The organism is Acidovorax sp. GW821-FHT09A11, from assembly GCF_059418365.1.
The window spans coordinates 416,841-440,468 of the sequence record NZ_JBWKPS010000002.1; the positions used below are offsets into that span (position 1 = coordinate 416,841).

The window sequence follows — 23,628 nt, forward strand, 5'->3', positions numbered from 1 at the left end:
GCCGTTGTAACCCATGCAGGGGCCATCCCGCGCCGCGGGGGAGCGGTTTCAGTCGGTGTCCTACAAGGGGCCGCGCACGCCTTCGGGCTGGACGGCACCCCGTTGCCGATGGCGAGGTTCCCGTGAACGGTGAACGCCAGCCACGCCCCCAGGCAAGGCCCCCCACCACGCTGATTTGCAGGCGCAGCGCGCCCGCGCCCCGCGGCGGTGCACCGCCCTCTGGTCAGTTGGCCTTGGCCAGCTGGTCCAGGATTGCCGGATTCTGTGGCCACGTCACATCGCCTGTGGCGACATGAGTGGCCCCAAACCCGCAGGCGCTGCACGCTGGCGCCGCATGCACGGCACCTCCTGGATCAGTTGGTCTGGGCCAACTGATCCAGGATTGCGGGGTTTTCCAACGTGCTCGTGTCCTGCGTGATGGCTTCCCCCTTGGCGATGCTGCGCAGCAGGCGGCGCATGATCTTGCCGCTGCGGGTCTTGGGCAGGTTGTCGCCAAAGCGGATGTCCTTGGGCTTGGCAATGGGGCCAATCTCCTTGGCAACCCAGTTGCGCAGCTCGTTGGCGATCTGCTTGGCCTCGTCGCCGGTGGGGCGCGAGCGCTTGAGCACCACAAACGCACAAATGGCCTCGCCGGTCACATCGTCGGGGCGGCCCACCACGGCGGCCTCCGCCACCAGGTCGGTCTTGGAGACCAGTGCCGATTCGATCTCCATCGTGCCCATGCGGTGGCCCGACACGTTGAGCACGTCGTCGATGCGGCCCGTGATGCGGAAATAGCCCCGGTCGGCGCTGCGCACGGCGCCATCGCCAGCCAGGTAGTAGCCCTTGAGCTCTTCGGGGAAGTAGCTCTTCTTGAAGCGCTCGGGATCGTTCCAGATGGTGCGGATCATGCTGGGCCACGGGCGCTTGATGACCAGGATGCCGCCGGCGCCGTTGGCCACATCGTTACCGGTCTCGTCCACGATGGCTGCGGTGATGCCGGGCAGCGGCAGCGTGCAGCTGCCGGGCACCAGCGGCGTGGCGCCGGGCAGCGGGGTGATCACGTGGCCGCCGGTCTCGGTCTGCCAGAAGGTGTCCACGATGGGGCAGCGCTCGCCGCCCACGTTCTTGTGGTACCACATCCAGGCCTCGGGGTTGATGGGCTCGCCCACGCTGCCCAGGATGCGCAGGCTCGACAGGTCCGACCGCGCGGGGTGCACGGCGGCGTCGGCCTCGGCCGCCTTGATGAGCGAGCGGATGGCGGTGGGCGCGGTGTAGAAGATCGTGCACCGGTGCTTTTCGATCATCTGCCAGAAGCGCCCGGCGTTGGGGAAGGTGGGAATGCCCTCGAAGATGATCTGCGTGGCGCCAGCCGCCAGCGGTCCATAGGCCACGTAGGTGTGGCCGGTGATCCAGCCGATGTCGGCCGTGCACCAGAACACGTCGTCCGGGCGCAGGTCGAAGGTCCAGTCCATCGTGAGCTTGGCCCACAGCAGGTAGCCGCCGGTGCTGTGCTGCACGCCCTTGGGCTTGCCGGTGGAACCGCTGGTGTACAGGATGAACAGCGGGTGCTCGGCCCCCACGGCCACCGGCGGGCAGTCGGTGCTCTGGCCCGCAAGCGCCTCGGCGAAGGTCTTGTCGCGCCCCGCCACCATGTTGCAGGCCGTGGATGTGCGTTCATAGACAAACACGTGGCGCAGCGTGTCGCAGCCGCCCGTCGCCAGGGCCTCGTCGATGATGGCCTTGAGCGGCAGTTCCTTGCCGCCGCGCATCTGGTAGTTGGCCGTGATGACGGCCACGGCCCCCGCGTCGATGATGCGCTCATGCACCGCCTTGGCGCTGAAGCCGCCAAACACCACGCTGTGCGTGGCGCCGATGCGCGCGCAGGCCTGCATGGCGATCACGCCCTCGATGGTCATGGGCATGTAGATCAGCACGCGGTCGCCCTTGTTCACGCCGTGGGCCTTGAGCGCGTTGGCGAACTGGCTCACGCGGGCCAGCAGCTCCTTGTAGGTGATCCTGGTGACGGTGCCGTCGTCGGCCTCGAAGACGATGGCGGTCTTGTTCTCGGTGGGCGTGCCGATGTGGCGGTCCAGGCAGTTGGCCGAGGCGTTGAGTTCCCCATCGGCGAACCACTGGAAGAAGGGTGCGTTGGATTCATCCAGCGTGCGCGTGAAAGGCTTGGTCCACTGCACGTTCTCGCGGGCCAGGCGGGCCCAGAAGCCTTCGAAGTCCTTGTCGGCTTCGGCACACAGCGCATCGTAGCCCGCCATGCCCGAAATGCGGGCAGCCTTGACGACCGCATCGGCGGGCGGGAACACGCGGTTCTCAACCAATACGGACTCGATCGCGGATGTGGGCGCACTCATGGTGTTGTCTCCTGGGTCTGATGGAATTGGAATTGGGCGGTACTGTCGGACGCGGCACTTACAAGCCACTGACTGGCACGAAGCTTACAGAATCGCCAGTGCCGGGCAGGGAAGAAGGCACCTGTGCGCGAGGGGCTGTCACGCGGCACCCCTAAAATCGCGCGACCCAAGTCCCACCCTACATTCCATGTCCCTCCCCCCAAATCCCGCCACCCCGTCGCCCATGCGCCCCTTGCCGTCGCTGATCTTTGCCAGCCGCTGGCTGCAGCTGCCCCTGTACCTGGGCCTGATCCTGGCGCAGGCGGTGTACGTGTTCCACTTCTGGGTGGAGCTGGTGCACCTGATCGAGGCAGCCTTCGGCAACACCGCCGCGCTCAAGCAGCTGGTCTCCAGCATCGGCTACAAGAGCGATTTCGAGGTCACCGCGCTCAACGAGACCATCATCATGCTGGTGGTGCTGGCGCTGATCGATGTGGTGATGATCTCCAACCTGCTGATCATGGTGATCGTGGGCGGGTACGAGACCTTCGTCTCGCGCCTGCACCTGGAAGACCACCCCGACCAGCCCGAATGGCTGAGCCACGTGAACGCCTCGGTGCTCAAGGTCAAGCTGGCCACCGCCATCATCGGCATCAGTTCGATCCACCTGCTCAAGACCTTCATCAACGCCGCCAACTACGACCTCAAGGTGCTGATGTGGCAGACCATCATCCACGTGGTGTTCCTGCTGAGCGCGCTGGCCATCGCGCTGACGGACCGCCTGATGGCGCACACCGCGCCGCCCGCACGGCACTGAGCCTCCACCCCGCGAGGAGGCCGCCTGGCGCGGCCTCTTGCCCACCCCAGGCGCACCCTCCATGCAATGCCCCCGCTGCAACTGGCAGAACCATGCTTCCTACACGCAGTGTTTCAGCTGCCAGGCGCCGCTGGTGGCGGACATGCCCGCCGCGAGGGCCCCGGCAGGCCGGGGGCAGCCCGCCCAGGCACCCGCGCCGGCGCGGCTGGTGGAGGTGTTTCCGGGCACCATGGCGCGCCTGGGTGCCACGCTGATCGACGGCGCATGCATGGCGGCTTTTCCGGTCGCGCTGGCGCTGGCCTGGGTGTTTGCTCGCCCCGCCTTCGACAGCGCCCCGGGCGCCACGTACCCGGCCGCGCTGGCGCTGGGCATCCTCGGCCTGTTCCTCCCCGCGCTGATGGATGCGCTGGGCCAGGGCTCGGCGGGCAAGCGGCTGCTCGGCATGCGGGTGGCGACCCGCACGGGTGAACGCCCCGGCATCGCGCGGTCCGTGCTGCGGCACTTTCTGAAGTACTCGCTCACCCTGGCGCTCACGCTGGCCGTGCCGTTCCTGCTGCACCGCCTGCTGACCGCCCTGTTTGGCGAGCGGGGCCTGCACAGTTCGATCACGGGCACGTTCGTGGTCTCCCGCCACGCCAGCGATACCGCCATCCAGCAGGCCGTGGCCCTGGTCCGCGGGCCCAGCTGGTTCCTCAAGGCGCTGGTGATGCTGGGCGGGGTGGCCGCCTTGAGCTTTGCGGCCATGGTGGCCGTGGCGCTGTGGCACCAGGGAGAGGAGCCCGCCAATCCGCGCCGCGAAGCCGTGCGCCAGCTGGACGGCGCCGCGCGCACGGTGCTGGGGCTGGTGGAGAACCACTACCGGAGCACCGGCGCCTTTCCCGCCAGCGCCGCCGCCATCGGCCTGGGCCGGCCCGGGCAGCTTCCCACCGGCTTCCAGGCCATGGCCATCGATCCGGCCAATGGCGTGGTGCGGCTGACCATTGCCGACAGCTCAGGCGACCTGGCGCTGGCTGGCAAGCACCTGGTCTACACCCCCGTGCTGCGCACCCGCAAGCAGCAGACGGACATCCACAAATGGCAGTGCGGCAGCGACGACATCGTGCGTGGCGACCGGTCCTTCAGTTGCCGGCACGAGGCCACCGGGGCGGCGAAGTAAGCCCACGAAGCCCGCCCGGCGCCGCGCAGTGCGCTTGCATCCTGCGCCCACGGTTTCCGGCAAAAAACCGCTTTTTCGCTTTAGGGACAAGCGCTGATAGCTATTGAATATATAGCGTTCCGACGAAGCAGCGGCTCCCTAATTTCTCCCCAATCGGACGGCACAGTGCAGGCCATACCCACTTGCAGGAGCCATCCATGGACCGCCTCCCCTTCCCCGAGCCCCTGGCCGCCGCCGCACAGGCCCCTTCCAACCGCCGCCTTGCGCTGAATGCCCTGGGTTCGCTGGGCGTGGCCACGCTCCTTGGCTGCGGGGGCGGGGGCAGCGACACCGAAGCCAGCGACACGACCGAGACCGCCGGCACGGGGACCGGAACGGGAACAGGCACGGGCACCGGGACAGGCACCACCACCACCTGCTCGGTTGTTCCCGAGGAAACCGCCGGCCCCTACCCTGCCGATGGCTCCAAGGCCAGCAACAACACCTACAACGTGCTGGCGCTCAGCGGTATCGTGCGCTCGGACATCCGCAGCTCCATCGGTTCGTCCACACAGGTCAGCGGCGTGCCGTTCACCATCACGATCACGCTGACCAACACCAACGCAAGCTGCGCCGCGCTGTCCGGCTACGCCATCTACCTGTGGCACTGCACGCAGGACGGCAACTACTCCGTGTACAGCTCCAGCAACATCGCCGACAACTACCTGCGCGGCGTGCAGGCCACCGATGCGAGCGGCACGGTCACCTTCACCACCATCGTGCCTGGCTGCTACGCGGGCCGCATGCCCCACATGCACCTGGAGGTGTACCGCAGCCTGGCCGCCGCCAGCAGCGCGAGCAACAAGATCAAGACCACGCAGCTGGCCTTCCCCACGGCCTTGCTCAGCACCATCTACAGCGCCAATTCGGGCTACAGCGCCAGCGTGCGCAACCTGGCCTCCATGTCGTTCGCCACGGACAACGTCTTCAGCGACGGCACCACGCTGGAGATGACCACCATGCAGGCCAACAGCGGCGGCGGGTACTCGGCCAGCATCACGATCTCGATCGCAGCTTGACTGAAAGCCCCCCGGAGTCGCCTTCGGCGCCTTCCCCCGGGTGGGGGACGCACCCGGTGGCCCGGCCACGCCGGTTCCACGGGTGCACTGGCCTGGGCGGCGCCGGTTGCGAGCGGTGCGACTCACTCGCCGAACGCTTTTCTCCACAACACTGAAAGAAAAAACACCATGCCTATGCACTCTCTTCGTCCCCGCTGGCTGGCCCGCGTGGCGCTCACGACCATGCTGGCTGCAATATCCGCCACCCCCGTGCTGGCGCAACCCCACGGCCGGCAGGACCCGCCCGCGCCGCCGCCCGAGGCCTATGCCGCCTGCAAGGGCAAGACCGAAGGCGCCAGCGTGACGTTGACCATGCCCGACGGCAAATCGCTCGCGGGCACATGCCGCACAATGGGCGGCACCCTGGTGGCCATGCCCGCGGGCGGGCCTGGCGGCCCCGGCGGTGCGGGCGGCCCGCCACCCGCCCGCTGACGACACCTGCAGCCCCACCGATGCCCCACCTGACCCTGCACCGCAAAGCCTTCATCGCCCTGGCGGCCCTGCTGCTGGCCTTGCTGCTGATCTTTGCGGGCTTCTCCCGCCTGGGGTTGCAGCGAGGCCTGGGGCCCTACGTGGCCGAGATCGAACTGGCCCGCATGGGCTGGCTCGCGGAGCGCCTGCAGGCCCACCACACACAGACGGGCGGCTGGGACACGTTGCGCGGCCAGCCCCGCCTCTGGGGCCAGCTCAGCCACCCGGGCGCAAGCCCGCGCCGGGGTGGCCACCAGGGCATGGAAGACGCCCCGCCCAGCGACCGCAGCGGACAGCCGCCCGGCATGCCCCCCGGGATGGCGAACGGCAACCCGGCGTCGGAGCGCGGCATGCAGCAGCAGCCGCCGCCCCCGCCCCCCGATGGCGGCCCGCCCCCGGGCGAGCGTGGCACCAGCGGCCCCCCGCCCCCATCCGCGCAACGCCACCCCGACGACCTGTTTCCCCGCCTGGGCCTGGTGGACGCGCAGCAGAAGCTGGTGGCAGGCACGGCACCCCAGCCCGGCAGCGCGCGCGTGGCCCTGACCGGCGCCGACGGCCAGGCCATCGGCCATCTGGTGCTGGCGCCCCCGCAGGGCGTGCGCAGCGAGGCCGACCAGGCCTTTCTGGCGCAACACCTGGGCTTCGTGGCGTGGACGGGCCTGGCCGGCCTGGCGCTGGCGCTGCTGCTGTCGGGCTGGCTGGCACGGCGCTGGCTGGCCCCGGTCGAGGCCCTGGCCACCGGCGCGCGCGAGATTGCACAGGGCCACCTGCACACCCGTGTGCCCGTGCACGGCAACGATGAACTGGCCCGACTGGCCCGCACCTTCAACACCATGGCCGAACAACTGAGCAGCATCGAGTCTTCGCGCCGCCAGTGGCTGGGCGACGTGGCCCACGAGCTGCGCACGCCCCTGGCCGCCATGCGCGCCGAGATCGAAGCCGTGCAGGACGGCGTGCGCCCCTTTGACGACAAGACCGCGCTGCGCCTGCACCGGCAGGTGATGCGCCTCATCCAGCTGGTGGGAGACCTGCGCGCCAGCCTGGAGGCCGCTGGCACCAGTGCGCCATCGGCCCAGGTGCCCGTGCACCCGCTCGCGCTGCTGGCCGAGGCGCTGGCCTCCATGCGCCCGCGCCTGGCCCAGGCCAGCATCGAGGTGGACACCACGGGCCTGGAGGCCCTGGCCGCGCAAGCCCCCGCGCCACTGGTGCGGGGCGACGCGCAGCAGCTGCACCAAGTCTTCATGAACCTGCTGGAAAACAGCCTGCGCTACACCGATGCGGGCGGGCAGTTGCGCGTCACGGCCGGGGAAACACGGGCCACCGATGGCGCGCCGCTGCTGCGCGTGCAGCTGGACGACAGCGCGCCCGGCGTGCCCGCGCACGAGCTGCCGCGCATCTTCGAGCGCCTGTACCGTGCCGAAACCTCGCGCAACCGCGACCACGGCGGCTCCGGCCTGGGCCTGGCCATCTGCCGCGCCATCGTGCTGGCCCATGGCGGCACCCTCGCGGCCGAGGCCTCCCCGCTGGGAGGTCTGCGCGTCACCCTGCAACTGCCCCTGCTGGACAACCCTTCATGAGCCACCGCATCCTCGTCGTCGAAGACGAACCCGACATCGCCGCCATCGTGGTCGACTACCTGCGCCACGCGGGCTACACCGTGGAGCACCAGGCCGAGGGCCGTGCCGCGCTCGCCAGCCTGCTGGCCGCGCCACCCGACCTCACGCTGCTGGACATCATGCTGCCCGGCATGGACGGCCTCTCCATCCTGCGCCAGGCGCGGCGCCACACGCAGCACCCCATCATCATGCTGACCGCCCGCGTGGAAGAGGTGGACCGCCTCATCGGCCTGGAGCTGGGCGCGGACGACTACATCTGCAAGCCGTTTTCGCCGCGCGAGGTGGTCGCCCGCGCCAGGGCCGTGCTGCGCCGCACGGCCGCCGCGCAGGAGCCGCCGCCCGCCGCCGGATCGGCGCTGGTGCTCGACGAATCGCATTGGCAGGCCACGCTGCACGGCACGCCGCTGGGCCTCACGCGGCGCGAGTTCCGGCTGCTGCAGGTGCTGGCGCGCCAGCGCGGGCGCATCTTCTCGCGCGCGCAGCTGCTGGACCAGGCCTACGACGACACGCTGGACGTGAACGAGCGCGCCATCGACAGCCACATCAAGAACCTGCGCAGGAAGCTCAAGGCCGCCAGCGGCGACGGCTGCGACTGGATACGGTCGGTGTACGGCGTGGGTTTTGCGCTGGAACCGGCTGCGGCCGATTGAGCGCGGCCCGACCGAGCAGATTGCTACATTTTTTATAGCTATTGGCGCTTGTTAAATAAGCGCAAGGGCCATTATTCACCCCAAATGGCGGCGCGGCGGCGCTGCCGATTCGGTCCCTGTCTCACCCCGGCGCACGCAGCGCACCTACACCAGCACCGCCCGGGCACGGGTGTGATCGGGGCCACGCACTGGTCCTTATCACCTGCTCGCCCCGATGCCCACCCCCTGCCCATCGCCCCGCGCACCTGCGCCACCCCGGCCCACCCCCCGCCCACAGAAGCTGCCCGGGGGGCTGGTGTACGTCACCCCGTCCATGCCAGGCCTCACGCGGGAGCCCGGCGGCGACAAGACTTTTCGCTACCGCCTGCCCGACGGCCAATGGCTCCGTGACCCGGACGAGATTGCCCGCATCCAGCGCCTGGCCATTCCACCCGCGTACACCGATGTGTGGATCTGCCCCCTGCCCCACGGCCACCTGCAGGCCACGGGGCTGGATGCGCGCGGACGGCGCCAGTACCGCTACCACCCGCAGTGGCGCCAGCAGCGCGACGAAGGCAAGTTCGAGCACATGCAGGCCTTTGGCCGCGCGCTGCCGCGCATCCGCGCCCGCGTGGCGCGCGACCTGGCCGCGCACCGCGGCGGCCAGCCGCTCACGCGCACGCTGGTGCTGGCCGCGCTGGTGCGCCTGCTGGACACCACCTACCTGCGCGTGGGCAACGAGGAATATGCCAGCAGCAACCGGTCCTACGGCCTGACCACGCTGCGCACCCGGCATGCGCGGCTTCACGGCAGCCAGCTCAGGCTGCGCTTTCGGGGCAAGAGCGGCGTGCTGCAGGAGGCCGAGCTGAACGACCCGCGCGTGGCCCGGGTGGTGCGCCGCTGCCAGCAGCTGCCAGGGCAGGAGCTCTTCCAGTACGAGGACGGAGACGGCACCCCACGCACCGTGGGCTCGGGCGACGTGAACGACTACCTGCGCGAGATCACGCACGGCACGGCCGCCACCGGCGGCGACCACTTCACGGCCAAGGACTTCCGCACCTGGCATGGCACCACGCAGGCGCTGGAGCTGACCCGCCTGGCATGTGCGCAGACCGATGCCTCCGGCGCGGCCGACAAAAACGTGCGCTACAGCGCCAAGACCATCCTGGCCGAGGTGGCGCGCCAGCTGGGCAACACCCCAGCGGTGTGCAAGAAGTCATACGTTCATCCTGCCGTGCTGGAGCTGGGCTCGCGGCTTGCATCCGACGCCGGCCCGGGCTTGCAGGAAGTGTGGGACCGCATCGGCGGCAGCGCGTCGCCCCGGGGGCTGAGCGCGGCCGAGCGCAGGCTCCTGGCCTTCTTGCGCAAGCCGCGCGCCCGTCCACGGCCCGCGAAGGCCCCGCCTGGAGCGCCTGCTGTCGCGCAGGTGCCGCGCCGCGCCCGGCATGCCGGGGCGCATCGCTAAACTTGGCGCCTGCGCCTTTTTCTCCGCCCTGTCGGCCCGGCCCCGCGCACAGGCCGGCCCCGCCCAACGCCAGCCTGCCGCCATGCCCACCACCGCCTTGCCAGAGTCCGAGAGCCCCCTGGCCGACCGCCACCAGCAACGCCCCTTCCTCAGCCCGCCGGAGCGCGAAGCCATCAACCGGGGCCGCTGGTTCGCCGCGCTCACGCCGTCGCTGCGGCACGACATCTTCCGGCTGGGGCGCGTCACGCGCTACACGCACGGCCAGATGATCGTCGAGCAGGGCGACCTGGCGCAGGACTGGTTTGCCTGCGCCAGCGGCGCCATCCGGTTTCGGCGCACCACGCCCTCGGGCAAGCAGGTGACGCTGGCCTACGTGGAGCCCGGCATCTGGGTGGGCGAGGCCGAGGTGCTGCACCGCGGCCCCAACACCTACGACGCGCATGCCCACGGCCCCACCACGGTGCTGAGCGTGGCCGAGGGCGTGTTCCGCCAGCTGCTGCGCGAACACCCCGAGTTCGGCGAGGCCCTGCTCACGCTGCAGGCGCGCCGCATGCGCTACCTGTACTGGATGATGGAAGACATGGCCACCCTGCCCCTGCGCGCGCGGCTGGCCAAGCAGCTGCTGCACGTGCTGCGCCGATTCGGCGAGCGCGCCGCCGTGCCCGGCCAGCGCGGCGCCATCGGGCTGTCGCTGGTGCAGGACGAGCTCGCGCAGCTCCTGGGCGGCTCGCGCCAGCGCATCAACGTGGAGCTCAAGTGGATGGAACGCGAAGGCATCATCGGCATCCACCAGCGCAGCATCGTGGTCTACCAGCAGGAGCAGCTCGAGGCGCTGGCGCAGCAGGAAGTGGCCGAGCCCCACGGCTAGGCCCCGCACATCCCCGCCCGCCGCAGCGCATCACCAGCGGTACGCGGCCGAAAGCGTGGCCGTGCGCGGGCTGCCGTCCCGGCAGTGGGCGCCGTTGCAGATCAGGAAAGCCTTGTCGAACAGGTTGCGCACGTTGAGCGCCACGCGCCACGGCCCGTCCTGCCAGGCGAGCATGGCATCGACGAGTCCATAACCCGGGATGCGGTAGGCGCTGGCCGTGCCATCGACCATGTCGCCGGTGTAGCGCAGGCCCGTGCCCAGCGTCCACGCCGGAAGGCCCCAGGCCGCCAGGCGGTAGTGCCCCCAGACCGAGGCCTGGTGGTAGGGCACCTCGGCCGCACGGCGGCCCACTTCGTCCGGCAGGTTGCTGCGCGTGATGCGGCGGTCGGTGTAGGCATAGGCGCCCACCACCTCCAGGTGGCGCGCCACCTGCCCGCGCACCTCCAGCTCGGCCCCGCGCGAGCGTGCCTGCCCCGTCTGCACGCTGAACTGCGGATGGGCGGGATCGGGCGTGAGCACGTTGTCCTGGCGCAGGTCGTACACGGCGGCCGACAGCATCATCCCCTCGCTGCCGTTGGGCTGCCACCGCACCCCCAGTTCAAACTGCTCGCCCTCGGTGGGCTTGAAGCGCCGGCCCTGCGCGTCCGTGCCGCCCTGCGGCTGGAACGACTGGCTGTAGCCCGCGAACGGCGCCCAGCCGCCCGGCGCCAGGTAGACCACGCCCACGCGGCCGGTGAAGGCATCGGTGCGCTCCACCGACCACGGCGCGGCCGTGAAGAACGGGCGCGAGCGGTCGTCGCTCCAGTCGTGCCGCAGGCCGGCCAGCACCACCCAGCGCTCGCCCAGCTTGATCTGGTCCTGCGCATACAGGCCCGCCTGCCAGCGCTGCGACGTGTCCGAGAACGCCATCGGCGCGGGCGCGCCGGGCACGGCGCCGTACTGCGGCTGGTACAAATCCAGCGGGGCGAGCGTGCGCGCGTACCACTCCGATTCCGAGCGGTAGCGGGTGTAGTCCACGCCGGCGATCAGCGTGTGCTCCACCTCGCCACTGCGCCAGCGCTGCTGCCAGCTCGTGTCCGACGAGAAGCCGCGCACGCGCTCGAACTCGTCGATGGCGCGGCGCTGCACGCGCGTGGGCGCAGCCGGGTCCACGCTGGCGTTGGTGAAGAAGATGTCCGCCTCGGAGTCGAAGAACCGCAGCCCCTGGCGCAGGGTGGCATGCTCGTTCACCTGGTGCTCGAACAAGGCGGTGAGCGTGGTCTGCCGCACATCCTGCCGGTCGTAGGCAGGCTCGCCCACGAAGCGAAAGCGCGCGATGCGCTGGCCGCCGGGGCCGGGCAACAGGGTGCCCACCCGCGGCAGCGGGTACGAATAGCCCAGGCGGCGCTTCTGGTGCTGCATCAGCAGGGTGAGCGATGTGGCGGCCGACGGCTGCCAGCGCAGCGCGGGCGCGATGTACACCGCGTCATCCTGCAGCGGACGCACGGGTGTCTCGCTGTCGCGCGCCAGCGCGGTGAGGCGCCAGGTCCAGTCGCTGCCCGGTGCCACCTCGCCACCCAGGTCCACGCCGACCTGCCGGTGCGCATACGTGCCCGCCTCCACCACCACCTCGCGCACGGCATCGGCCGTGGGGCGCTTGCTCACCGTGGCCAGCACGCCGCCGGGCGCCGACATGCCGTACAGCACCGACGCCGCGCCCTTGACCAGCTCCACGCGCTCCAGCCCGTACGGCTCCTGCTTGCCCGAGGCCCAGGAGTTGTCGGACACCTTGAGCCCGTCGGCAAACAGGCTGCCATTGCGCGCATCGGCCCAGAAGCCCCGGCTGTAGATCGCGTCGTACGAACCGCTGTAACCGGACACGGGACGCACGCCCGCAGAGTATTCGAACGCCTGCTCCAGGTCGCGCACGCGCTGCACCTGCATCTGCTCGGCCGTGACCACGGTGATGGTCTGCGGCGTTTCCATGAGCGGCGTGTCCGTCTTGGTGGCGCTGGCGCTGCGCCGGGCCACCAGTCCGCGCACGGGGCCGGTGGCGGTTTCGACCTCGGCCTCGGCGGCCACGCGCACCTCGGGCAGCGCGGCGGCGCCGTCGGCCGGAGCGCGTTCCACCACCAGGGTGGCGCCGTCGCGGCGCATGCGCAGGCCACTGCCGCGCAGCAGCTCGGCCAGCGCCGCCTCGGGGCTGCGCGCGCCCTGCACGGGCTGGGCATGCCGGCCCTGCACCAGCTCGGGCGGGTAGATCAGCTGCACGCCCGACTGCCGGGCGAATTGCGCCAGCGCCTCAGGCAGGGGCTGGGCGGCAATGTCGAAGGCCGCCGGGGCGGATGCGCCCTGGGCGGTGGCCATGTCCATCTGCAGCGACGCCATGGCCAGCATGGCGGCGGCGAGTGCGTGGCGGGCAGGACGGGAGGTGCGTGCGGGGCCGGAAGGCCGGGGGGCCGGGGTGCGGGGCCGTTGTCGGTTCATGGTGAAGTCCTTTCCCCGCTACAACGAATGGGCCCTCCCACTTCCTGAATGGCGGCGCGCCTGCCAGCGCCCCGATCGGCCAAACAGCTATTAAAACAATAGCTTCCAGCGCTTATGGAGCAAGCGCTGGCGGCCACTTTCACCAACATTCCCCAAAGTCGCGCGTCCTGCCCCATCCTCCGGCCTGGCCGTCAGCGCGCGGCCACCCGCCATTGCCCCGCCACGAGCCGCACCTGCACCGGCACGACGGAAGGCAGTGCCCGCACGAAGTCCTCGGCCTGTGCAATGCGCACCTGCCCCGACAGGCGCAGCGCGGCGGCACCGGCCTCCACCTGAACCGGGCGCGGCAGGTAGCGGCGCAGGCGGTCCACGGCCTCGGCCAGCGGCGCATCGGCAAAAGCCACCACGCCGTGGCGCCAGGCGGCGGCCTCGTGCACCGGGGCGACGGCCTGGGCGAGCGGTTCGCCCGGCCGCACCCGCAGCGCCTGTCCGCCCGCGATTTCCCGCACCGCCAGGGGCCGGCCATCCGGCCCCAGCGACTCCACCCGCACGCGGCCCGACTCCACCTGCACATCGACCCCGCTGGCGCCGTGCTCCACGCCGAAGCGCGTGCCCAGCACGGTCACACGCACGGCGCCCCCCTCGGCGCCACCGGGCACCTCCACCACGAAGGGGCGGTCCGCGTCGCGCACCACGTCGAAGAACGCCGCCCCGGCCAGCAGGCTCACGCGGCGCTGCCCGGCGTAGTACGCCATGTGCACGCGGCTTTGCGCGTCGAGCGTGATGCGGCTGCCGTCGGGCAGCGGGTGGCGCAGCGTCTGCCCCTGGCCGGTGCGTGCCACCTGCTGCCACTGCGCGACTGCGCTGCGCCACCATTGCCAGGCCCCCACGCCACCCACGCCCATTGCGGCAAAGCTCAGCAATGCCGCCAGCGAGCGGCGGCGGCCGGTGCGGCGGGCTTCGTGGTGCGACGCCGGTGCCACAGGAGAGCTGCGGCCCGCCGCGTGCCACTGCTCCATGGCGGCCTGCACGCGGTCCATGGCGAGCATCATGTCGCGCTCGACCATGTTGCGCGAGATGCCGTATTCGGCCGCGAGCGCGCCCTGGCCTTCGCCGTTGATGCGGTGGCGCAGGAAGACCTGGCGCGCGCGCTCGGGCACGGCGGCGAGCGCGGCTTCGACCGCGTCCACCGCCTGCCGGTACATCAGGGCCTCGGCGGCATCGGGGCCGTGGCGCGCCGCCGTGCCGGCGCCCGAGTCCGCATGGGCCTGGGCCAGCGCATGGCGGGCCACCACGCCCGCGTGGCGCTGCCGGTCGATGACGAGATTGCGCGCCATGGCGAATACATAGGCCCGCGCCTCGGCCTCGCACAGCGCGGGCTGCTCGCCGCGCAGGTCCATGTCGGCCAGGCGCAGCCAGGTGTCGTGCGCCACGTCGCGCGCGTCATCGGCATTGCCGGTGCGGTGCGAGAGGTAGCGCAGCAGGTCGCGGTAGCTGTCGCGAAAGCTCGCGAGCAGCGGAGATGACGGCAGTGCCCCCGTGCCCATGGCGTGCAGGCCGACCCGGGCGGAATCAGCGGCCCACCATGTTGCCCGGCACCACCCACTGGTCGAACTGCTCGCCCGTGACGTGGCCCGAGGCGACAGCAGCTTCGCGCAGGCTGGTGCCTTCCTTGTGCGCCTTCTTGGCGATGTAGGCGGCCTTGTCGTAGCCGATGTGGGTGTTGAGCGCGGTCACCAGCATGAGCGAGCGGTCCACCAACTCGGTGATGCGGTCGCGGTTGGGCTCGATGCCCACGGCGCACTGGTCGTTGAAGCTCACCATGCCGTCGGCCAGCAGGCGCACGCTCTGCAGGAAGTTGTGCGCCACCATGGGACGGAAGACATTGAGCTCGAAGTTGCCCGAGGCACCTCCGAAGTTGATGGCCACATCGTTGCCGAACACCTGGGCGGCCAGCATGGTCACGGCCTCGCTCTGCGTGGGATTGACCTTGCCGGGCATGATGGACGAACCGGGCTCGTTCTCGGGGATGCTCAGCTCGCCGATGCCGCTGCGCGGGCCGCTGGCGAGCCAGCGCACGTCGTTGGCGATCTTCATCATGCTGGCGGCCAGGGTCTTGAGGGCTCCGTGGGCGTGCACCAGGCCATCCACCGAGGCCAGCGCCTCGAACTTGTTCGGCGCGGTGACAAAGGGCAGGCCCGTGAGGCGCGCCAGCTCGGCGGCGGCCTGCTCGGCATAGCCCTTGGGCGCGTTCAGGCCCGTGCCCACCGCCGTGCCGCCCAGGGCCAGCTCGTAAAGGTGGGGCAGCGCGGCGCGCACGTGGCGCTCGCCATGGTCGAGCTGGGCCACATAGCCCGAGAACTCCTGGCCCAGCGTGAGCGGGGTGGCGTCCTGCAAATGGGTGCGGCCGATCTTGACGATGCCGTCGAAATCCTGCGCCTTCTTCGCCAGCGTGGCGCGCAGCCTGGCGATGGCGGGCAGGAGCCTGTGCGTGAATGCTTCCACGGCGGCCACGTGCATGGCGGTGGGGAACACGTCGTTGCTCGACTGGCTGCGGTTCACGTCGTCATTGGGGTGCACCAGGCGGCCTTCGCCGCGCTCGCCGCCCAGGATCTCGCTGGCGCGGTTGGCCAGCACCTCGTTCACGTTCATGTTGGTCTGCGTGCCCGAGCCCGTCTGCCACACCACCAGCGGGAACTCGCCCGGGTGCTTGCCGGCGATCACTTCGTCGGCGGCGGCCACGATGGCCTCGGTCTTTTTCGCGTCCTGCAGGCCCAGGGCCTGGTTGACCACGGCCGAGGCGCGCTTGACCTGCGCCAGGGCCTTGATGATCTCGCGCGGCTGCTGCTCGCCCGAGATGTCGAAGTTCTGCAGCGAGCGCTGCGTCTGCGCGCCCCAGAGCCTGTCGGCGGGGACCTCGATGGGGCCAAAGGTGTCGCGTTCGGTACGGGAGGTCATGGGCAGTGGTTCTCCAAGTGAAACAACAGGCGGGCGGACGCCGGACGCCCGGCGTGGCGGGAAGGCCACGGCGGCGGGCCGGCGTCTGGCCGGAAAAGGGTGCGACCGGGGAATGTCGGTGCGACCGGCAGCATAATGCAAAAACAAACCATTCTCATTTACAGACTTGTATGGCCCGTGCGGGAGCGTGGAGCAGTCAGTGTGCGGCAAGCCTTGCCCCGGAAGGAAACAGCCCGCACCGCCACCACTGCAGTTGGGGACATCCGCCCGGCCCCCCGACCCGACCCGGCCCAGCCAGGGCAAACCCCCACTCCGGCGCGGCTTCGCGCCCCTGGCTACACTCCGTCGCGCGCGGCCCCTGCCCTGCAGGCTTTCGCCGCATGTCTGCCCAGGCCCTTGACGGCGCCGCGCGCCCGATGCACCCTGCCCTTCCAACCCCAGCACCTTTCGCACCATGAACACGTTCATGCCCTCCAGCTACAACCTGTTCGTGGTGGCCGCCTCCTTTGCCATTGCCATGCTCGCGTCGTACGTGACGCTCGACCTGGCGCGGCGGGTGCGCACCGCGCAGCGCCGCGTCGGCCTGGCGTGGTGGGCCGCGGGGTCCATCGTCATGGGCACGGGCATCTGGTCCATGCATTTCCTGGGCATGCAGGCCTTCCGGCTGCCCATCGAGATCGGCTTCGCCGGCGGGCTCACGCTGCTGTCGTGGCTGGCCGCCGTGGCCGCCTCCGCCATGGCCCTGCAGCTCGCAAGCCGCACACACTTTGGCCGGATGCAGCTGGCGCTGGGCGCGCTGGTGATGGGGGCCGGCATCAGCGGCATGCACTACATCGGCATGGCGGCCATGGAAATGGCGCCAGGCATCGTGTGGAACCTGCCGCTGGTGGCGCTGTCGGTGCTGATCGCGGTGCTGGCCTCGGCCACGGCCCTGCTGATCTTCAAGCTGCTGCGCCGGGTGCGGCCCAGCCAGCGCCTGCCCTACCAGCTGGCGGCATCGTTCGTGATGGCCGTGGCCATCTGCGGCATGCACTACACCGGCATGGCGGCGGCCAGCTTTGCCATGGGCTCCGTGTGCCTGAGCGCGGGAGAGCTCGGCGGCCCGGGCCTGACGGCCATGGTGCTCATGGCCACCGGCATGCTGCTGGTGAGCACCTTGTTCACCTCCATCCTGGACGCGCGGCTGCAAGCCACGGCCGAGCGTCTGACGCGGTCGCTGCAGGACAGCAACACCCGCCTGCAGGCGGCCAACGACGAACTGCAAAAACGCGCATTCGCCGATGCCCTCACCGGCCTGCCCAACCGGCTGCTGTTCGAAGACCGCCTCATCCACGCGCTGCTGCGCCTGGACCGCACCAACCACCACCGCGTGGAGGATCGCCTGGCCGTGCTGTTCGTGGACCTGGACGGCTTCAAGCCCATCAACGATTCGTTCGGCCATGCCGCGGGCGACGTGATCCTGCGCAGCGCGGCCGACCGGCTGCGCCGCGAAGCCCGCGAGGGCGATACCGTGGCGCGCGTGGGGGGCGACGAATTCCTGATCCTGCTGGAGGACGTGAGCGACGTGGCCGACTGCGTGACAGTGGCCAACCGGGTGCTGTCCTCCCTGTCGCAGCCGTTCGAGGTGTCGGGCAAGCAGGTGCAGATCGCCTGCTCCATCGGCGTCGTGGTGCACCCCGACCACGGTGACCGCAACAAGCTCGTGGCCAACGCCGATGCCGCCATGTACGCCGCCAAGCGCGCGGGTGGCGGCTGCTATGCGCTGTTCGAACCCCACATGGGCTCCGATGCATCCGAGCAGCTGGAGCTGCAGAACGACCTGCGCCAGGCGCTGGACCGGGGCGAACTGGCCCTGCACTACCAGCCCAAGATCGACGGCACGCGCGGCCAGATCAGCGGCGTGGAGGCCCTGCTGCGCTGGAACCATCCGAAGCATGGCATGGTGAGCCCGGTGGTGTTCATCGCGCTGGCCGAGCGCTTCGGCCTGATCGGGCGGCTGGGCAACTGGGTCATCAACGAGGCCTGCCGCCAGGTCGCCGAGTGGGCGCGCAGCGGCATGCGCATGCGCGTGGCGATCAACCTGTCGGTGCACCAGCTGCGCGAAAGCGGGCTGGCCGAGCGCATCGGGCAGGCCCTGCTGCGCCACGGGGTGGATGCCTCGCAGCTGCTGTGCGAGATCACCGAATCCGTGGCCATGGAAGACATCAAGGCCACCCAGCGCACTTTCGACGGGCTGGCGCGCATCGGCGTGTTCCTCTCTATCGACGACTTCGGCACCGGCTACTCCAGCCTGAACTACCTGCGCCAGCTGCCCGCGCAGCAACTCAAGATCGACCGCAGCTTCGTGAACGACCTGGAAAGCAGCGAGGACGCCCGCGCCGTCGTGGCCGCCGTGGTCAGCCTGGCGCATGCCCTGGGCCTGCGCGTGGTGGCCGAGGGGGTGGAGACCAGCGGCCAGCGCGACATCCTGCTGGGCATGGGCTGTGACGAGTTGCAGGGCTTCTTCTACGCCCGCCCCATGCCGGCAGACACGCTGCTGGCATGGTCACAAGGCGAAAAGCCCGTGGGCAGCGCGGATTTCACCCCGTCCGTCATCGGGACGCTGCCGGACTTCTGAGCGCGGCAACCAGCGCCCGGGCACCTTTTCAAGGCCTTGGGAAGGTACCGGCGAAGATGGACGACACCCATGTCAGCGCTGCCTGACGCGGGGCAGCGCCGTGCACGCCGACGATGGCATTGCGGCGGTGTTTCCGCCTCCGCGCCGCGGATCCGCATGGAGCCCGCGCCCCCTCCTCAACCATCGGAGCAGACCATGGCCACCAGCAGCCTTCTCGGCATCGACGCCGACAACCTTCCCCCCGCCCACAGTGCCACCGGCATCGACAGCCTGGGGCCCAGTGACGCCTCCGACTCCGGCAGCGACAGCGCAGGGGCCTACAGCACGGAATCGGACAGCGACACCGACCGCTTTGGAACGGGCGAGCGCGGCAGCGTGGAGCCCGACCCGCAGCCCACCGCCCGCGACATCCTCCCCGACCATGTGGAAACCATGCAAGCTGGCGGTCCCGGTGACGGCGGCGGTCCGGATGAAGGGATGCAGGACGACGAACGCGACGCCGTGGATACCGAGCGCGAGACGCCGGGGCGCGGCAACCGGCAGGCCGGCGCGCCCCCCTTGAGCGCGGACGACCTGCCGGGCAGCAGCGACACCGACGAAGAACCGGAGGACGGGGAGGGAACAGGCGCGCCGTGAACACGGCGGACCGAACACCACCCCATGGGGGTATCTGGCGCCCCCGTGCAGGCGCTAATGGCCGACCGGCGGCGCCCGCCTTTGCCCGGGCGCAAGGTGGCGCCAGCGGGGGTCTGTCAAAATACGGTCCGCCTGCCATCGGCAGCGCGGTTTGCGGCCCAGCGCTGGTCGACAGGCGGCGTGTGCGGCGGGCAGGACAGGAACGCGTTTGCGTTCTCCACAAAAGACTCCCCCACGAACCGCCATGACCACCTCCATCCGCCAGGACGATCTCATCGAATCCGTAGCCGCCGCGCTGCAGTACATCAGCTACTACCACCCCACCGATTACATCGCCCACCTGGCCCGCGCCTACGAGCGCGAGCAAAGCCCGGCGGCCAAGGACGCGATCGCGCAGATCCTGACCAACAGCAAGATGAGCGCCACCGGCCAGCGCCCCATCTGCCAGGACACCGGCATCGTCAACGTGTTCCTGAAGGTGGGCATGGACGTGCGCTGGGACGGCTTCACGGGCAGCCTGGACGACGCCATCAACGAAGGCGTGCGCCGCGGCTACAACCACCCCGACAACACCCTGCGCGCCAGCGTGGTGGCCGACCCGCAGTTCGACCGCAAGAACACCAAGGACAACACGCCCGCCGTGATCTTCACCGAGATCGTGCCCGGCAACACCTTGGACATCACCGTGGCGGCCAAGGGCGGCGGCTCGGAGAACAAGTCCAAGATGTACATGCTCAACCCCAGCGACAGCGTGGTGGACTGGGTGCTCAAGACCGTGCCCACCATGGGCGCCGGCTGGTGCCCGCCCGGCATGCTGGGCATCGGTATCGGCGGTACGGCCGAAAAGGCCGTGCTGATGGCCAAGGAAAGCCTGATGGACGACCTGGACATGTACGAGCTGCAGGCCAAGGCCGAAGCCGCCAAGACCGGCGGCCCCGCGCTCGACAAGGTCGAAGCGCTGCGCCTGGAGCTGTTCGAGAAGGTCAATGCCCTGGGCATCGGCGCTCAGGGCCTGGGCGGCCTGACCACCGTGCTGGATGTCAAGATCAAGATGTACCCCACGCACGCGGCCAGCAAGCCGATCGCGATGATCCCCAACTGCGCCGCCACGCGCCACGCGCACTTCGTTCTGGACGGCTCGGGGCCCGTCTACCTCACGCCGCCCAGCCTGGACCTGTGGCCCGACGTGAACTGGGCACCCGACTACAACAAGAGCAAGAAGGTTAACCTGGACACGCTGACCAAGGAAGAAGTGGCCAGCTGGAAGCCCGGCGACACGCTGCTGCTCAACGGCAAGATGCTCACCGGCCGCGACGCCGCGCACAAGCGCATCCAGGACATGCTGGCCAAGGGCGAGAAGCTGCCCGTGGACTTCACGAACCGCGTCATCTACTACGTGGGCCCCGTGGACCCGGTCAAGGACGAGGCCGTGGGCCCCGCCGGCCCCACCACCGCCACCCGCATGGACAAGTTCACCGACATGATGCTGGAGAAAACCGGCCTGATCGCCATGATCGGCAAGGCCGAACGCGGCCCGGTGGCCATCGAGTCCATCAAGAACCACAAGAGTGCCTATCTCATGGCCGTGGGTGGCGCCGCCTACCTGGTGAGCAAGGCCATCAAGACCGCCAAGGTCGTGGGCTTCGAGGACCTGGGCATGGAAGCCATCTACGAGTTCGACGTGGTGGACATGCCCGTGACCGTGGCCGTGGATTCCGGCGGCACCAGCGCGCACATCACCGGCCCGGCCGAGTGGCAAAAGCGCATCGCCACCGGGGAGTTCAAGGGCATCGGGGTCGCCGCCACCGCCTGACAGGCGGCCCGCGCAGCCTGGTGGGTGGCCTCCTCGGGCCCTCGCCAGGCACGCGCTCCCCGGAGCGCCTCCCGCCGCGCGGCATTTTGCGCGCGACTGCGGCACACTGTCGACTTCATCTCCCCCAGCATCGCAGTGATTTTTTCATGATCCAGCCAACGCCGCCGCAGCCACAACAACCCATCGGCGTGTTCGACAGCGGGGTCGGCGGCCTGAGCGTGCTGCGCGCCCTGCGGGCCGAGCTGCCCCACGAGCGTTTCGTGTACCTGGCGGACAGCGCCAACGCCCCCTACGGCGAGCGCGGCGATGCCTACGTGAGCGCGCGCACCCACGCCATCACGCAGTACCTGCGCGGGCAGCACCACATCAAGGCCCTGGTGGTGGCATGCAACACCGCCACGGCGGCGGCCATCCACGAGGTGCGCAGCAACCACCCCGACCTGCCCCTGGTGGGCCTGGAGCCCGCCATCAAGCCAGCGCTGGCAGCCACCAGAACAGGCCGCGTGGGCGTGATCGGAACGCGGGGCACACTCACCAGCAGCAAGTTCGGCAAGCTGCTGGGTTCGCTGGCGGATCAAGCGGAGTTCGTGGTGCAGCCGTGCGACGGCCTAGCCCATGCCATCGAGCGCGGCGTGGCCCAGCCCATGCCAGCACCTGGCGGCGCCGTCGGTGCTACCGAAACCGGCGCCCTGTGTGAGCGCTACATCCACGCCATGGGCATGTTCGGCGCTTCAGCCGGGCAGATCGACACGCTGGTGCTGGGCTGCACGCACTACATCTTTGTGGCGCATGAATTGCGGGCGCTGGTGGGGCCTGACGTCCAGTTCATCGAAACCGGCGCGCCTGTGGCACGGCAGACGCAGCGGCTCCTGGAAACAGCGGGATTGCTCAACACACCCTCCAGCGCCACCGCGGCGCAATCGCCGGACATCCGCCTGCTCACGACCGGCCCGGTGGCCATGCTCGAGGCGGCGGCGCAGCGCTGGCTGGGCCTGCCCGCGGATTGCTGCGAAACCGTTGCGGTGCCTTGTCCAGGCGCCTCGGAGGCCCTCAGCGCGCGCAGCGCAGGCCTGCCCATCATCTCCTGAGCCGCACCGCCCGCGGCCGTAGCCATCGCGCTGGCGTCCAGGAGCCGCTTCACGCAGGCTCCGCGCTCCAGAGCCGCTCTCCGGCATGCTCCACGTGCGTGAGGTACAGACGCAGGTCGAATTCGTACTGGTGGTACTGCGGCTCCATGTGGGTGCACAGCTGATAGAACGCCTTGTCGTGGTTCTTCTCGCGCAGATGCGCCAGCTCGTGGACCACGATCATGCGCAGAAACTCGTCCGGCGCTTGCTTGAACATTGCGGCAATGCGGATTTCATGCTTCGCTGCGAGCCGGTTGCCCTGCACGCGCGACACGGCCGTGTGCAAGCCCAGCGCATGGCGCACCACATGGATCTTGTTGTCGAAAAGCACCTTGTTGACCGTGCCTGCGTTGCGCAGGTGGCGCGCCTTGAGCTCCAGCGCATAGTCGTACAGCGCCTTGTCGCTGCGCACCGCATGCGCGCGGGGGTACTTGCGCAACAGCATCGCCCCCAGGCGCCCTTGCGCGAGCAGGTCGCGGGCCTGGTCCTGCAGGGACTCAGGGTAGGAGCGCAGGTAAGGAAGATCGGATGTCATGGTTCATGAACAGCGAAGAGGCAGCGGCGGCTACTACGGTGCCGGTTCAGCGCCAGCGCTTGCACCGCGCGCTGATGCCCGAGCCCGCTGCGGCCCCACGAACAGAGGAGCGATGCGAAGCCGGCGGCCGCTCAGTGGAGGTGGCGCGGACGGCGCCCCCCCCCGCCACCGTGTCCGCTGCCCGAGCCCCCCGGGCCCCTGGGGGGCCTGCCGATTTCCAGCGAGTTCACCAGGGCATCGAAGCGCTGGCTGAACAGCTTGTCGATCTCGGCCACCACGCCGCCGAGTTCCGCGCCGTCGAAATGGCGCTCCATCATGTTCACCACGTCCTGAACCAGGAGATCGCGCTGCACCTGCATGATGGCCGCAGGCGTCGGACCCACGAAAAGCATGACGAAATCATCGCGCGACTCTGCGTCCTGCTCTTCCTCTTCCTCGTCGAAGTCCGCATCGTAGAACGTGACTTCAATGGCGGCACCCTGCTCGGCCAGCTCGTTCAGGCTCATGCACATCTCGTCGAGCGATTGGCGAAAATCCTCATCCCCCCGCACGGTCCAGCACATCTGCAGCAGGTGCTCCTGCGTGTCGAACTTGATGCCCGGTTCTTCTTCGTAGGCGCTGGCGGCGCCGTCGGCCAGGGAGCGGGCTCCTGCGTACTTCCACAAGGGTTTGAGCGCCTCCTGGAGCTGGTCGAAGCTGGCATCGGCGCGCAGCTGGACTTGTCCGTGGACGTGGATTTCAAAGGGAGCGTTGTAACTTGACATGATTGAATCGTAGTGGTGCCCCGAGCCGGGGTCGAACCGGCACGCCCCTTTTCAGGAAAGCGGCGGATTTTAAGTCCGCAGTGTCTACCAATTTCACCATCGGGGCGCCGGCTGCCCAACGCACTCCTGCGTCGCAGCGTAACCCGGGCAGCGCATGCGCGCAATGCCCTGTCGCATCTCTGGTCACAGGGCCGCTGGTCGCCAAACCACCTTTCCTGCGCCGCCAAGAAAAAAGGGAAGCCGAAGCTTCCCTTACAAATATGGAG

18 protein-coding genes and 1 tRNA gene are annotated in these 23,628 nt (G+C 69.7%); 12 read left to right on the forward strand and 7 right to left on the reverse strand.

The features are described 5' to 3' along the window. Positions 1–353: 353 nt before the first annotated feature. On the reverse strand, positions 354–2,348 hold the full coding sequence (gene acs, locus AC07PV_RS05980; protein ID WP_218340791.1) for an acetate--CoA ligase: 1,995 nt from the start codon (positions 2,346–2,348) through the stop codon (positions 354–356). A 187-nt stretch (positions 2,349–2,535) separates the two neighbouring features. On the opposite strand from acs, the gene AC07PV_RS05985 reads away from it, so the two are divergent. From AC07PV_RS05985 to AC07PV_RS06020, 8 genes are all read left to right on the forward strand, one after another. Further along, on the forward strand, positions 2,536–3,144 hold the full coding sequence (locus tag AC07PV_RS05985) for a TIGR00645 family protein (protein WP_255591377.1): 609 nt from the start codon (positions 2,536–2,538) through the stop codon (positions 3,142–3,144). Between the two features lie 61 nt (positions 3,145–3,205). Beyond that, on the forward strand, positions 3,206–4,300 hold the full coding sequence (locus AC07PV_RS05990) for an RDD family protein (RefSeq protein ID WP_218340790.1): 1,095 nt from the start codon (positions 3,206–3,208) through the stop codon (positions 4,298–4,300). A gap of 197 nt (positions 4,301–4,497) precedes the next feature. Continuing rightward, positions 4,498–5,358, forward strand: coding sequence for a dioxygenase family protein (locus AC07PV_RS05995; RefSeq protein WP_218340789.1), 861 nt, complete (start codon positions 4,498–4,500; stop codon positions 5,356–5,358). A 168-nt stretch (positions 5,359–5,526) separates the two neighbouring features. After that, on the forward strand, positions 5,527–5,829 hold the full coding sequence (locus AC07PV_RS06000) for a hypothetical protein (RefSeq protein WP_494629700.1): 303 nt from the start codon (positions 5,527–5,529) through the stop codon (positions 5,827–5,829). A gap of 20 nt (positions 5,830–5,849) precedes the next feature. Continuing rightward, entirely contained in the window at positions 5,850–7,445 is a 1,596-nt protein-coding gene (locus tag AC07PV_RS06005) for an ATP-binding protein (RefSeq protein ID WP_494629702.1), read from the forward strand. Next, positions 7,442–8,134 carry a response regulator gene (locus tag AC07PV_RS06010; protein ID WP_218340787.1) on the forward strand — a complete coding sequence of 231 codons (693 nt, stop codon included), beginning with the start codon at positions 7,442–7,444 and terminating at the stop codon, positions 8,132–8,134. The genes AC07PV_RS06005 and AC07PV_RS06010 overlap by 4 nt, the downstream gene beginning before the upstream one ends. 214 nt (positions 8,135–8,348) lie before the next feature. Then, complete coding sequence (locus AC07PV_RS06015) at positions 8,349–9,578, forward strand: DNA topoisomerase IB (protein WP_494629704.1); 1,230 nt, start codon at positions 8,349–8,351, stop codon at positions 9,576–9,578. Between the two features lie 82 nt (positions 9,579–9,660). Next, positions 9,661–10,446, forward strand: a complete 786-nt coding sequence (locus AC07PV_RS06020) for a Crp/Fnr family transcriptional regulator (RefSeq protein ID WP_492246048.1) — start codon at positions 9,661–9,663, stop codon at positions 10,444–10,446. 30 nt (positions 10,447–10,476) lie between these two features. Here AC07PV_RS06020 and AC07PV_RS06025 read toward each other — a convergent pair whose 3' ends face one another. The 3 genes from AC07PV_RS06025 to fumC all read right to left on the reverse strand — a co-directional run bounded on the left by AC07PV_RS06025 (position 10,477) and on the right by fumC (position 15,870). Next, on the reverse strand, positions 10,477–12,912 hold the full coding sequence (locus AC07PV_RS06025) for a TonB-dependent siderophore receptor (RefSeq protein WP_494629706.1): 2,436 nt from the start codon (positions 12,910–12,912) through the stop codon (positions 10,477–10,479). A 191-nt stretch (positions 12,913–13,103) separates the two neighbouring features. Beyond that, positions 13,104–14,459, reverse strand: coding sequence for a sigma-70 family RNA polymerase sigma factor (locus AC07PV_RS06030; RefSeq protein ID WP_494629708.1), 1,356 nt, complete (start codon positions 14,457–14,459; stop codon positions 13,104–13,106). A gap of 25 nt (positions 14,460–14,484) precedes the next feature. Further along, positions 14,485–15,870, reverse strand: a complete 1,386-nt coding sequence (fumC, locus tag AC07PV_RS06035; RefSeq protein ID WP_494629709.1) for a class II fumarate hydratase — start codon at positions 15,868–15,870, stop codon at positions 14,485–14,487. 454 nt (positions 15,871–16,324) lie between these two features. On the opposite strand from fumC, the gene AC07PV_RS06040 reads away from it, so the two are divergent. The 4 genes from AC07PV_RS06040 to AC07PV_RS06055 all read left to right on the forward strand — a co-directional run bounded on the left by AC07PV_RS06040 (position 16,325) and on the right by AC07PV_RS06055 (position 22,024). Continuing rightward, positions 16,325–18,487, forward strand: a complete 2,163-nt coding sequence (locus AC07PV_RS06040; RefSeq protein ID WP_218294111.1) for a putative bifunctional diguanylate cyclase/phosphodiesterase — start codon at positions 16,325–16,327, stop codon at positions 18,485–18,487. A 195-nt stretch (positions 18,488–18,682) separates the two neighbouring features. Then, entirely contained in the window at positions 18,683–19,123 is a 441-nt protein-coding gene (locus tag AC07PV_RS06045) for a hypothetical protein (RefSeq protein ID WP_369642164.1), read from the forward strand. 244 nt (positions 19,124–19,367) lie between these two features. Then, on the forward strand, positions 19,368–20,936 hold the full coding sequence (locus AC07PV_RS06050; protein ID WP_494629711.1) for a fumarate hydratase: 1,569 nt from the start codon (positions 19,368–19,370) through the stop codon (positions 20,934–20,936). Between the two features lie 146 nt (positions 20,937–21,082). Continuing rightward, entirely contained in the window at positions 21,083–22,024 is a 942-nt protein-coding gene (locus AC07PV_RS06055) for a glutamate racemase (RefSeq protein WP_494629713.1), read from the forward strand. Positions 22,025–22,073: 49 nt separating this feature from the next. Here the strand turns inward: AC07PV_RS06055 and AC07PV_RS06060 are convergent, their stop codons facing one another. From AC07PV_RS06060 to AC07PV_RS06070, 3 genes are all read right to left on the reverse strand, one after another. Continuing rightward, complete coding sequence (locus AC07PV_RS06060) at positions 22,074–22,598, reverse strand: M48 metallopeptidase family protein (RefSeq protein ID WP_218294107.1); 525 nt, start codon at positions 22,596–22,598, stop codon at positions 22,074–22,076. Positions 22,599–22,729: 131 nt separating this feature from the next. Further along, entirely contained in the window at positions 22,730–23,362 is a 633-nt protein-coding gene (locus AC07PV_RS06065; protein WP_494629714.1) for a DUF6806 family protein, read from the reverse strand. A 13-nt stretch (positions 23,363–23,375) separates the two neighbouring features. Next, positions 23,376–23,468, reverse strand: a tRNA-Leu gene (locus AC07PV_RS06070). Between the last annotated feature and the right edge of the window lie 160 nt (positions 23,469–23,628).